This is a genomic window from Microcystis sp. T1-4, assembly GCF_000297435.1.
Taxonomy (GTDB): domain Bacteria; phylum Cyanobacteriota; class Cyanobacteriia; order Cyanobacteriales; family Microcystaceae; genus Microcystis.
This window is the reverse complement of record NZ_CAIP01000153.1, coordinates 1-11,501: the sequence shown is the minus strand read 5'-3', so window position 1 is coordinate 11,501 and position 11,501 is coordinate 1. Positions and strand designations below refer to the sequence as shown.

Sequence of the window (11,501 nt, the reverse complement as noted above, 5' to 3'; positions counted from 1 at the left end):
TTAATAGAGCCGTAGATTAATAACATTGTCGTTAAAGTCATGGCCATAATTAGGGGGGCAATTTTGGCTAACCAGAAAGCTACGAAGATTATCCCGATTCCGTCAGCGAGTAAGATGGGTAAACGTGGCCCTATGCCATGGTCAATAATTTTTCCCGTGGTTGGCTGCAGTTGAATTTTGGCTAAACAATGAAACCAAATTTGACTAACTAAAACTATTAAAGCTCCCCATCCTATCCAGAGGGCAGCCACATAAAAGCCCGCTAATTCCAAAACAATTGTACTAATTGTGACCATAAAAAAGCGATCGAGGCGAGGATCGCTGGTTTTTTGCTGAAATTGGGCAATTTCTGCCAAGTCCACCGCCGCCATGCGTGCCTGTTCCATGCACATCCCCAGGGTACCTAGGGCAAGAATAGCAGCGGATAGGTTTTCCGGTGAGAAGATTTGGGAGATTATGCCTAAACTAGCCGGAAAAAACAGTAAAAAAAGGATCGTTCGTCTCATCTATTCGGGGTGGGGTCGGATTAAGATAAGAAATGCTCTTGACTTGATCATTTCTGTAATGTCTTGTTTGCCTCCTTTTCAAAATGCTCTCCTTCTCACCCAAGCTTTAACCCATCGTTCCTATGTCAATGAACAGTCGGAATTGACGGAAAATAACGAGCGCCTAGAATTTTTGGGCGATGCGATTTTGGCTTTTTTGGTGGGCGAACTATTGTATCAAAAATATCCCGCCATGAACGAGGCAGAATTAACCCGTTTGCGGTCAAATTTGGTCAAAGAAGAACAATTAGCGCAATTGGGTCTTGAAATCGGCCTGGGGGAGTTAATGCGTTTGGGTAAGGGGGCAATTAAAGATCGGGGGCGATCGAATCCTACCCTATTAGCGGACACTTTTGAAGCGATAATTGGGGCTTATTATCTAGATTCGGGGTTAAATGCGGTTAAAAATTATCTGCACGGGCTTTTTATCCCTGTAGCCTCTCATTTAGTCTCTCAACAATCGGAATCGTCATCTTTTATCGATGCTAAAAATCTCTTTCAACAGTGGGCCCTGGCCAATTTTGCCTCTAATCCAGAATATGCGATCATTGATGTGACAGGACCCCCCCACGCTAGGGAATTTACTGCCGAAGTGCGGGTTAATAATCTTCTCTACGGTACAGGTAAAGGTAAACGGAAACAGGATGCCACCAAAGCGGCTGCCGAAGATGCCTTAAAGCGCTGTCAATGGCAATAATAAATAAGGCCAAACCTACTTATCTTAGGGGCCACCAATTAACTTTATCCCGGGTGGCGCTGTACACTTCTTTTAAACCCTCGGCATCCAGTACCCGAATTAAATCCCCCGTCGATTCTGAGGCAATTAATCCCACGTTTTGCAATCCTTTTAATACCTGTTCGACGGTGCGTTGATTGAGTTGACAAGCGCGAGCAATCACATCGACGGATAAATCAAAAGTATAGATATTTTCGGCATCTGGTTGACTACCTAATTCTCTTTCTTGATAGATTAAAGCTCTGAGTAAAGTGGCTACAGCTTGGGGTGGATAGCTACTGCAATTAAGCAAATGATACTCGAATTTTTGCTGTAATTCAAATAACAAACAGTACCGTTGACGAAAACTTTCGTTATCGTTGTAAATCTTTTCTAGCGCCGATAAGGGAATTTTCAGGACGTGGGTAGTTTTATAGGATTCCACCAAACAGGGAAAGGCGCGACTGGCTAAACCATAACTAAAGGGTAAACTCCTCATGCCAAAACAACCGCCGGGGTAGGTAATGGCAATAATCCGGTCGAGGGGAGTGCTGCGGACGACGATTACACCCTCATTCAAAATCACATACAAAACATCTAGAAATTCATCGGGGAGAAAAGCCGTATAGACGGGACGATTGGAAAATAGCGTCTCTAGCTTGAGATTGTCGGCATCGAGATACTGACTTAACCAAGCTTCCTCTAGTCCGCGAAAGAGAAAACTCTGGTTAATCAGTTGTTGTAGGAGGGTTGTTTTTTTGGCTTTGACGCTCTTGCCCATAGTCTCAAACCTAGATGTAGCACTGATTCCATCTTCTCACAGTTTCTCCTGTTATCATCTTGCTTCAAGTTTGTTTTATAAATGTATTGAAATTTTGTTTTCTATGATGTAAGATTAAAATAGACATAAAAACAGATACAACCTCAGAGTAAATCTCAGGAGGACCGCCGATGCAGTCATCCCAGTCTTGTTTGTCCCTACTCATGGCAACTGTCCTGACGGGGGGAATGCTCGTGTCTTGCACCCCATCCCCCACCAGTAGCGGCAATGACAGTCAAAAACCCGTGACTGTGACACTTGTTTCCTATGCTGTCACCCAAAGTGCCTACGAAAAAATCATTCCCAAATTTGTCGAGGAATGGCAAGAAAAAACGGGGCAAAAGGTAACTTTTGAACAGAGTTATGGTGGTTCCGGTTCCCAAACTCGCGCCGTTATCGATGGTTTAGAAGCGGATGTGGTAGCGTTGGCTTTAGCTTTGGATACCAAGAAAATTGAGCAAGCGGGATTAATTCAACCCGGTTGGGAAAAAGAAGCACCCAATGACTCTATTGTTCATAAGTCTGTAGTGGCTTTTGTCCCTCGTGATGCCAATATTAAAATTAATAAATGGTCAGATTTAGCCAAGGATAATATTAAAGTTATTACCGCTAATCCCAAGACTTCCGGCGGAGCGCGCTGGAATTTTCTCGCTCTTTGGGGTTCGGTGACGCGAGCAGGAGGCAGTGAACAAGAGGCGCAAACTTTTGTCGAAAAAGTGTTTAAAAATGTGCCAGTTTTACCTAGAGATGCTCGCGAATCTAGTGATGTATTTTTTAAACAGGGTCAGGGAAATGTGCTAATTAATTACGAAAACGAGATGATTCTCGCTAACCAAAAAGGTGAGAATTTAGCTTATACTGTTCCCACCGATTACAATATTTCTATTGATAATCCCGTGGCGGTTGTTGATGCCAATGTGGATAAAAAGGGTACGAGAAAAGTGGCCGAAGCTTTTGTGCAGTTTTTATTTACTCCCGCGGCGCAAAGAGAATTTGCTCAGGTGGGTTTTCGTCCCGTTGAACCGACGGTAGCTAAAGAGTTTGAGAGTAAATTTCCTCAGATAAAAAATCTCTTTACCGTGCAGGATTTAGGCGGTTGGGATAAGGTACAAAAGCAATTTTTTGATGATGGAGGCTTGTTCGATAAAATTCTGACTAAAGCTGGGAAATCCTAAGGAGAAAAACCATGGATAATCAACCTCAATGGCAAACTATTAATCATCCCCAAAGTGACCTACATCTTGATCAATCTGGACTTGATCGCCCCACTTCCCGACGGATAAAAATTCGGGTTCCTAAACAGTATATTAACGAGCCAATTATAGCACGTTTAGGGTCTTTTCCTAGTCTAAAAGTGAATATATTTTCCGCTTTATTAGCTGCCAATAATAATCAAGATGGCTGGTTTGATCTACAACTACAAGGCAACTGCCAAGGTATAGAAAATGCCCTTTCCTATCTGGCAGATTTAGATGTAGAAGTTTGGTATGATTCAGCACAAGTTCTTGAAGAAGCGGACAATTGGTAATCTCTAGCAATAATTAACAATGGCTAACCCACAATTATCTTTATCTCCCAGTCAACCCCAGAAAAAAGTTTCTATTCCTTGGGTAATAACCATTAGTTACCTAGTGGTTTTGTTGGTTTTACCAGCAGCGGCACTATTTGCTAAATCCCTAACTCTTGGTTTTGCTGAATTTTGGCGCGTTGCCACTTTACCGATTTCTTTATCCGCTTACCAAGTCACTTTTTTGACTTCCTTAATTGCCGGACTGATAGACGGAGTTTTTGGCACTATTATCGCTTGGGTATTAGTGCGGTATCGATTCCCAGGTAAAAAAATTGTCGATGCTTGTGTGGATTTGCCCTTTGCTTTACCCACTTCTGTTGCTGGTTTAGTCCTCGCCACAGTTTACAGTGATAATGGTTGGCTCGGTCAATTTTTTGCCCCCTTTGGCATTAAGATATCCTTTACCATTTTAGGGGTTTTTGTGGCGATGTTATTTATCGCTTTACCCTTCATTGTCCGCACCTTACAGCCGGTTTTACAGGAAATGGAAAAAGAAGTGGAAGAGGCGGCTTTATCCCTCGGTGCTTCCTCTTGGCAAATCTTTTGGCGAGTTATTTTTCCCACAATACTACCGGCTATTTTAACAGGAGTTGCTCTCGGTTTTGCCAGAGCGATCGGTGAATATGGTTCCGTAGTTATTATCTCCTCTAATATCCCCTTTAAGGATTTAATTGCCCCAGTTTTAATCTTCCAAAGACTAGAGGAATATGATTACACAGGGGCGACAGTAATCGGCATGGTTTTATTGCTGGTTTCTTTGTTCATGTTAGTAGTAATTAATTTCCTGCAGCAATGGGGTCAAAAATACAGAGTTAAGTAAAGAGTAAAAAATATTGGAGTATGACTGGAGACAGATCAAAAATGCTGAGTCTAAAAAAATCAACCAAACCGAAAGAATGGGATTACAAACCCCTACTAATTATCATCGCCCTTGTCTATCTGGCACTATTATTATTTATTCCCGCAGCGGCAGTATTTTACTATGCTTTTCGCAATGGATTCCAAGCTTTTTTAGAAGCGGCGGGAACTTCTGACTTTATCGAAGCGGTAAGATTAACAGTCATTATTGCCCTAATTACTGTACCTTTAAACACAATTTTCGGACTTTGTGCAGCTTGGGTAATTGCTCGCAATCAATTTCGTGGCAAAACTTTATTAATTAGTTTAATTGACTTACCTTTTGCCGTTTCTCCCGTGGTAGCGGGTTTAATGATTGTACTGCTCTATGGGCGCAATGGTTGGTTAGGTTCTTTTCTGGAATTTTTCGATATAAAAATACTTTTTGCTTTACCCGGAATGGTATTAGCAACTATATTTGTCACCATGCCTTTTGTCGCTAGAGAAGTTATCCCAGTCTTAGAAGAAATTGGCTTGGAACAAGAGGAAGCGGGGCGCACTTTGGGGGCAAATGATTGGCAGATTTTCTGGCGCGTCACTTTACCTAATATTCGTTGGGGATTGATGTACGGAGTGCTGTTAACTAATGCCCGGGCGATGGGAGAATTTGGGGCGGTTTCTGTGGTTTCTGGCAGTATTTTAGGCAGAACTGCCACCCTGCCAATTTTCGTAGAACAGGCTTATAAAAATTATCTCACTCCTGCCGCTTTTAGTGCGGCGGCTATTCTCGCCTTACTAGCCGGAGTTACTTTAATTATTAAAGAAATTCTCGAACGTAAAACCGCCCACAAAATTCACACTACATAACTACAATTAACCTAAAAATATGAGTATTACTATCCAGCAAGTTTCTAAACGTTTCGGCAATTTTCAAGCTTTAGATAATATCAATTTAACCATTCCTGAAGGAAAATTAGTCGCCCTCCTCGGACCATCGGGATCGGGAAAATCCACCTTATTACGTTCAATTGCGGGATTGGAAACTCCCGACAGTGGCGCAATTATCATTAACGGACAAGATACGACCCATCTGGAGCCTAGACGGAGAAATATCGGCTTTGTTTTCCAACATTATGCCCTATTTAAACATTTAACTGTCCGTCAAAATATTGCTTTTGGTCTAGAAATTCGCCAGCAAAAATCGCCAGTAATTAAGAAAAAAGTTGAGGAATTATTAGAATTAATTCAATTACAAGGATTAGGCGATCGCTATCCCGCCCAATTATCGGGAGGACAACGGCAAAGAGTAGCTTTAGCCCGCGCTTTAGCCATTCAACCGAATGTATTATTATTAGATGAACCCTTTGGAGCTTTAGATGCAAAAGTCAGAAAAGAATTAAGGGTATGGCTGAGAAATTTACATAAAGAAGTTCACGTTACCAGTGTTTTTGTTACCCACGATCAAGAGGAAGCAATGGAAGTAGCCGATACGATTGTCGTGATGAATCATGGTAAAATTGAACAGGTGGGTTCTCCCGCCGAAATTTACGATCATCCGGCCACAGCTTTTGTGATGCAGTTTATTGGGGAAGTGAATATCTTACCCAGTTTAGCAGGATTAGGAAATGGACATCATCCGCGGGATAATTCCACCGTTTTTATCCGTCCCCACGACATCGAAATTATGCCCAATCAAGATGGTTTGAATAGTTGGGCAGTGGTAAAAAGAGTTATTCATTTAGGCTGGGAAATACAAGTAGAATTAATGTTAGCCGATGGGCAAATGGTGGTGGCTTATCTCAATCGTGAGGAATACAAGCAATTACAGTTACAACTAGAACAAACGGTACATTTAAAACCGAGAAAAGCGACCTTACTCACTGATTTTGACAATAAAAGTGAGAAAGTTATCGATTACTCAATTATAAAATAAACCTTAAAGCCAAGTCAAGGCTGATTCTGATCTGGACAAAGCAGATGATGGGGAAACTCAGGCAAGAGAAATGGGTGTATCTGATCACCCATTGGATTTGGTATTATAAGTAGAGATTACTAAAAATTGACTGGTTTTTTCGGGGAAGCGGCAAAATTAACAGCTAATCTGGGACAAGACGAGCTAAAAGTAGCAGAGAGCAACAATCAATGTCTAAAAACTCTATACCTTGAATCGAAAATCTGCGCCTGCAAAATTACCGAGCTTTACAGGACTTAGAATTAAAAAGCATTACTCCTTATAACCGTTTTTCTCTGTCCTAATGGGAGCGGAAAATCTACCATATTTGATGTCTTTGTTTTCCTCTCTGAATGTTTTACTGTTGGTTTAAGAAAAGCTGGGGACAGACGGGGAAAATTTAAAGAATTAAGAACCAGGATGAACAAATTTCTCAACGATTAGACTCCCCGGAATTTTTAGCTGTTCTCACTCAACAAGCTCGGAGAAAGCGGGTTTCTTAACCAAAAACCCGCTTTCTGTTCCACTGACTGATAAGTATTGATATTGACTGATAAATGATAACTCAGGTTAACTAACTATTTTTTGCCTCTAATTTGGTCAAACGACTTTTCAGTTCCTGATTTTCCTGTTTCATTTTTTCTAATTCCTCGCGAATTTCCTGAATTGCTTTGTCGGAACCTAATTTTTTCTGGACTTTTTGTACTGCTTCCTCCGCTACACGACGCACGCGACCATCGGGAGTTCGATCGCTCAAAGCTTGTAAAATAGCGATAGCTTTGGCATTTTCTATCTGTCCTAAAGCGTTACACACTGCCACCTGCGTCAAGAAAAAAGTTTCCTTGGCAATGGTTTCTAAACGTTCCAAAATTACGGTTAATTTATCCGTGCTTTGTCCCGAAGAAATCGCTCCCAGGGCGCGGATAGCTCCTAATCTCAGGGGTTGAGGCGTGCCTAAAGCCGTGTAGGTCAAAATTGACTCCAAAGCCGCCGGCGAGGTTTTTAACTGGCTTAAACCGCCAATCGCGCCCGCTCTTACTACCTCATTCCACCCCTTTCTTAACTGTAAAACATGATTGAGCAGGTCAATAATTTCCCCTTCTTTATTTTGCAATTGTCCCACGGCCATGGAGCCTAATCCTCGCGCCGCGGCCGCTTCCACATAATAACTAGCATCTCCGGCTTCTAGTAGGGATTTAAGCGCGTTATAACTATCTAAGGTTTTAATTTCACTTAATCCCTCGACAATTGCCCGACGGACTTGTGCTTTTTCGTCGTTTAAACCTTTAATTAAAGCAGTAACCGCCTGATCTAAACCAAGAGTTGCTAACTGTTTGGCCACCTCCACACGCACCCCCCAAAAAGGCTCATTTTCTAGGGATGTCCCTAAAGCTTCGATCGCTTCTAAACCGCCTTTTTTAGCAATGGCTATGGCTGCATAGATACGGGAAATTGGATCGGTATCCTGTTGTAATTGCGCTTTTAATTCACCGATGGGATACTCAAGAGTGACGGTTTTGAGGAAATTATTACCCCGATCAAACTTGACAAAATCGGGCTTTTGTGCTAGGGGAAAATAGAAACTTTGTTCTTTTTGGTGAATCCGCAGATTGTAGGTAATATCCTCAGAGTTGAGATAGGCAAAAGCGACGGGAATTTTCAAGTCGAATAGTTCCTTTTCGTCCTGGGTTTGGGTGACAGTTAATTGGGCTAAATTATTCTGATTGTCCCAACTGTAGGCCACCTTATAATCGGGATGACCACCGCGATAAACGTACTGATCAAAGAGGAATAATAAATTGTACCCGGTCGCTTTTTCGATCGCCCGTAATAAGTCCACAGTTTCCACGGTTTTATGGGCATTATCTCGCACAAAAGTCTGAATCGCTTTTCCGAATAAATCTTCCCCTAAAATAGAGCGGATCATGTGATAAACACAAGCACCTTTTTCGTAGAGATGACGATCATAAAGTTCGATCGCTTCTCGATAAACATGAGTAACAATCGGACGACGATAGCGGGAAGTATCTTCTTCTAAATAACTTCTTGCTTCCCCTAATAAATAATAACTAGCAGCTGCTTTTCCGTATTCCGATTCTGTCCATAAAACCTCAGAATAGGAGGCCATTCCCTCTTTAATCCAAGCATGAGACCAGTGTTTAATCACCACTAAATCACCGAACCATTGATGAGCTAATTCATGGGCAACTAAGCTTTCTGTCCAAGTATGATCAATGCTGGCTCTTTGATCAATTAAACAGCGATCGGTTAAAATTGTGGTGGAGGTATTTTCCATCCCACCAAAAATAAAATCATCTACACAAACTTGCGCGTATTTGGGATAGGGATAGGGATAACCAAACTTTTGGCTAAAAAACTCGATCATGCGGGGAGTTTTACCCATACTTCTTTGGCCCTCTTCTTCCCGTCCTTTTTCCACATAATAAGTGACAGGAACACCATTCCATGAGTCGCATAATTCAGCAAAATCTCCCACCGCAAGAGTCATTAAATAGGTGGGATGAATTTGCTTTTGTGACCAGTGATAAATTCTGTCCTCACCAACGGGTTCCACCGAGATTAATTCCCCGTTAGAAATAGCGATATAGGGTTGGGGAATTTTAACCCGAATTTCGGAGGTAGCTAATTGACCGGGGTAATCAAAACAGGGAAACCAAAAGCGAGAATCTTCATCTTCTCCCTGGGTCCAAACTTGAATCGGTTTATCGGGATAGTATTCGTCGGGTCCGATAAAATATAATCCCCGTTGTGGTTGCTTAACCTGATAGTTAATCGTCAGGATAATCGGTTTATCACTGGTGGGTTGTAGCAGATGAATAGTCAGGAGAGAACGATCATAGTCAAAGGGTTGACTGATACCTTCAATGAACACAGAATTAATATTTAGATCCACCGCATCCAGAGTTAAACTGCTAATTCCCTGACGAATGGGGGTGAGGGTAATCTGACAGCTGCCCTGAAAACTTTGTCCGGGAATATCAATAATTAAATCGAGAAAAATATGATTAACTTGTCCGGGTCGATCGGGGTTATAATGGGGTTTAGCCCCCGGTAATTCAAAGGGTTGACGCTGATGATTTTCCGTGTCGATGGTGAGATGAGACATATTAGCCCTAACTTGCTGATTTTTGTCCGGTAAACTTAAATTAACACGATCGGTCGTCCCTTTCCTTGCTGATAATAATCCCACCCCTATGAATCTCCCCTCCTTTCTCTGGTTATGGAAAATTGCCGCTTGGTCGATGGGATTTGCCCTCTTTGCCTATTTTTTACTGGCAGTTTCGGGGGTAAACATGGGTTATCGACGACTTGCGGGCCAATCTCGACCAAAATGGTTAAGACCCTTTCATCTCCTCAGCGGCCTGATCATGGTTGCTTTGGTCTTAATTCTGCTGGGAATCGGATTAGTGGGAACAATCGGTCATTATGGCAGTTTAGGCCACTCTTCCCACCTGATAGCGGGTTTATCGGTGGTTTTTCTGGTTTTTGTTTCGGCAATTAGCGGCCTGAACATTACAACTCGTCCACCTCTAGCGCGGTCTCTCCACATCGGCACTAATCTTTTATTGTTTCTGGGTTTTCTTTTTGTTACCCTAACAGGATGGGATGTGGTCCAAAAATATCTACAATAAAAATAGTCGGCGATCGAGTGGAGACTGTTTGATCGAGAAAAACTAGCTATCTCATCCCGAAGAATCGCTTTTTAGTGACAGAATACTCACCCCCAAATCATTATGCAAACCGTCGAATCACAAACTATTAACACGATGTCAGTGCCAAAAAAAGGGCTACCAGTAACAATTATTACTGGTTTTCTTGGTAGTGGTAAGACTACCCTCCTCAATCATATTCTCAGTAATCAACAGGGAATTAAAACTGCTGTTCTTGTCAATGAATTCGGTGAAATCGGTATCGATAACGAACTGATTATCAGCAGTGATGACAGCATGGTAGAATTAAATAATGGCTGTATTTGCTGCACGATCAACGAGGATTTAATTCAAGCAGTTTATAAAGTTCTCGAACGTCCCGAAAAAATCGATTATTTAGTTGTAGAAACCACGGGATTAGCCGATCCTTTACCGGTAGCTTTAACCTTTTTAGGTACAGAATTACGGGAAATGACCCGTTTAGATTCCATTGTCACTATGGTGGATTGTGCCAATTTTAGTCTCGATTTATTCAACTCGCAAGCGGCCTTAAGTCAAATCACCTACGGTGATATTATTGTTCTCAATAAAACCGATCTAGTGGATGAAGCGGATGTGGATTCTTTAGAAATAAGAATCCGGGACATGAAGGAAGGAGCGAGAATTCTTCGTACTAGCAAAAGTCAAGTCCCTTTACCCTTAATTCTCAGCGTCGGACTATTTGAATCGGATAAATATTTCGACACAGAAGAAGAACACCACGACCACGATCACCACCACGATCACGATCATGACCATTGCGATCATGATCACCACCACGATCACCACCACGATCACGATCATGATCATCACGACCATTCCAATCATTTAGAGGTGGATGGATTTACTTCTATTTCCTTTGCTAGTGACCAACCTTTTTCGATTCGGAAGTTCCAATATTTCCTCGATAATCAGTTACCGGAAAGCGTTTTCCGCGCTAAGGGTATTCTCTGGTTTGATGAAAGTCCTAAACGTCATATTTTCCACCTTAGTGGTAAACGTTTCACTCTCGAAGATGACGAATGGAAAGGTACTCCGAAAAATCAGCTAGTTCTTATCGGTCAAAATCTCGATCATGAAACTATCAAAGAGCAAATTAATAGTTGTCTCTGTTTACCTGCTGTCAATCGCGGTAAAGGATTTGGGAAATAAACCCCGCTTTGTAAATCTACTAAGTTGGGATTTTTAAGGGGAAACTCTCTGCTAAAGTCGGGCGTTACTTTCGATTTTTTCCCTCAATCCAAGCTTTTGGGGGGTTCTACCCCCCAAACCCCCCGCGCATTAGCTTTTCGGTGGGATGCTTACAGGCAGCTGCTGATCCATTTGTCATCATCTAAAATTCACCGATAATTG

At 42.0% G+C, this 11,501-nt stretch carries 11 protein-coding genes and 1 pseudogene; 9 read left to right on the top strand and 3 right to left on the bottom strand.

Annotated elements, in window-relative coordinates; genetic code table 11:
• The coding region (locus MICAI_RS09250; RefSeq protein WP_039899909.1) for a hypothetical protein at nucleotides 1–506 on the bottom strand (506 nt) is incomplete at its 3' end.
• Between the two features lie 58 nt (nucleotides 507–564).
• Here MICAI_RS09250 and rnc point away from each other — a divergent pair.
• The gene (gene rnc, locus MICAI_RS09245) at nucleotides 565–1,242 is read left to right on the top strand and encodes a ribonuclease III (protein ID WP_039899908.1); all 678 of its coding nucleotides are present in this window, start codon (nucleotides 565–567) and stop codon (nucleotides 1,240–1,242) included.
• 19 nt (nucleotides 1,243–1,261) lie between these two features.
• Here rnc and MICAI_RS09240 read toward each other — a convergent pair whose 3' ends face one another.
• Nucleotides 1,262–2,041 (bottom strand): Crp/Fnr family transcriptional regulator, encoded by a 780-nt coding sequence (locus tag MICAI_RS09240; RefSeq protein ID WP_008200800.1) that lies wholly within the window; start codon nucleotides 2,039–2,041, stop codon nucleotides 1,262–1,264.
• A gap of 170 nt (nucleotides 2,042–2,211) precedes the next feature.
• Between MICAI_RS09240 and MICAI_RS09235 the strand changes: the two genes are divergently transcribed.
• The 6 genes and pseudogenes from MICAI_RS09235 to MICAI_RS27825 all read left to right on the top strand — a co-directional run.
• The gene (locus MICAI_RS09235) at nucleotides 2,212–3,255 is read left to right on the top strand and encodes a sulfate ABC transporter substrate-binding protein (RefSeq protein ID WP_008200798.1); all 1,044 of its coding nucleotides are present in this window, start codon (nucleotides 2,212–2,214) and stop codon (nucleotides 3,253–3,255) included.
• Nucleotides 3,256–3,266: 11 nt separating this feature from the next.
• Entirely contained in the window at nucleotides 3,267–3,608 is a 342-nt protein-coding gene (locus tag MICAI_RS09230) for an NIL domain-containing protein (RefSeq protein WP_008200797.1), read from the top strand.
• A 19-nt stretch (nucleotides 3,609–3,627) separates the two neighbouring features.
• Entirely contained in the window at nucleotides 3,628–4,470 is an 843-nt protein-coding gene (gene cysT, locus MICAI_RS09225) for a sulfate ABC transporter permease subunit CysT (RefSeq protein WP_008200794.1), read from the top strand.
• A gap of 41 nt (nucleotides 4,471–4,511) precedes the next feature.
• Nucleotides 4,512–5,354, top strand: a complete 843-nt coding sequence (gene cysW, locus MICAI_RS09220; protein WP_008200791.1) for a sulfate ABC transporter permease subunit CysW — start codon at nucleotides 4,512–4,514, stop codon at nucleotides 5,352–5,354.
• Nucleotides 5,355–5,373: 19 nt separating this feature from the next.
• Nucleotides 5,374–6,420 carry a sulfate/molybdate ABC transporter ATP-binding protein gene (locus tag MICAI_RS09215; protein WP_008200790.1) on the top strand — a complete coding sequence of 349 codons (1,047 nt, stop codon included), beginning with the start codon at nucleotides 5,374–5,376 and terminating at the stop codon, nucleotides 6,418–6,420.
• 233 nt (nucleotides 6,421–6,653) lie between these two features.
• Nucleotides 6,654–6,858, top strand: a pseudogene (locus MICAI_RS27825) (AAA family ATPase); the annotation flags it as partial.
• 154 nt (nucleotides 6,859–7,012) lie between these two features.
• Here the strand turns inward: MICAI_RS27825 and MICAI_RS09210 are convergent.
• Nucleotides 7,013–9,649, bottom strand: coding sequence for a M1 family metallopeptidase (locus MICAI_RS09210; protein ID WP_008200788.1), 2,637 nt, complete (start codon nucleotides 9,647–9,649; stop codon nucleotides 7,013–7,015).
• A gap of 4 nt (nucleotides 9,650–9,653) precedes the next feature.
• Here MICAI_RS09210 and MICAI_RS09205 point away from each other — a divergent pair, with 4 nt between their 5' ends.
• On the top strand, nucleotides 9,654–10,091 hold the full coding sequence (locus MICAI_RS09205) for a DUF4079 domain-containing protein (protein ID WP_002803749.1): 438 nt from the start codon (nucleotides 9,654–9,656) through the stop codon (nucleotides 10,089–10,091).
• A 102-nt stretch (nucleotides 10,092–10,193) separates the two neighbouring features.
• Nucleotides 10,194–11,300, top strand: coding sequence for a CobW family GTP-binding protein (locus MICAI_RS09200; RefSeq protein ID WP_008200785.1), 1,107 nt, complete (start codon nucleotides 10,194–10,196; stop codon nucleotides 11,298–11,300).
• Nucleotides 11,301–11,501: the final 201 nt, after the last annotated feature.

What these genes read in the sequence shown, in the direction of transcription:
- cysT (WP_008200794.1), top strand. Translation starts at nt 3,628, where the DNA reads ATGGCTAACCCACAATTATCTTTATCTCCCAGTCAACCCCAGAAAAAA.
- rnc (WP_039899908.1), top strand. Translation starts at nt 565, where the DNA reads ATGTCTTGTTTGCCTCCTTTTCAAAATGCTCTCCTTCTCACCCAAGCT.
- cysW (WP_008200791.1), top strand. Translation starts at nt 4,512, where the DNA reads ATGCTGAGTCTAAAAAAATCAACCAAACCGAAAGAATGGGATTACAAA.
- MICAI_RS09240 (WP_008200800.1), bottom strand. Translation starts at nt 2,041, where the DNA reads ATGGGCAAGAGCGTCAAAGCCAAAAAAACAACCCTCCTACAACAACTG.
- MICAI_RS09235 (WP_008200798.1), top strand. Translation starts at nt 2,212, where the DNA reads ATGCAGTCATCCCAGTCTTGTTTGTCCCTACTCATGGCAACTGTCCTG.
- MICAI_RS09230 (WP_008200797.1), top strand. Translation starts at nt 3,267, where the DNA reads ATGGATAATCAACCTCAATGGCAAACTATTAATCATCCCCAAAGTGAC.
- MICAI_RS09205 (WP_002803749.1), top strand. Translation starts at nt 9,654, where the DNA reads ATGAATCTCCCCTCCTTTCTCTGGTTATGGAAAATTGCCGCTTGGTCG.
- MICAI_RS09200 (WP_008200785.1), top strand. Translation starts at nt 10,194, where the DNA reads ATGCAAACCGTCGAATCACAAACTATTAACACGATGTCAGTGCCAAAA.
- MICAI_RS09215 (WP_008200790.1), top strand. Translation starts at nt 5,374, where the DNA reads ATGAGTATTACTATCCAGCAAGTTTCTAAACGTTTCGGCAATTTTCAA.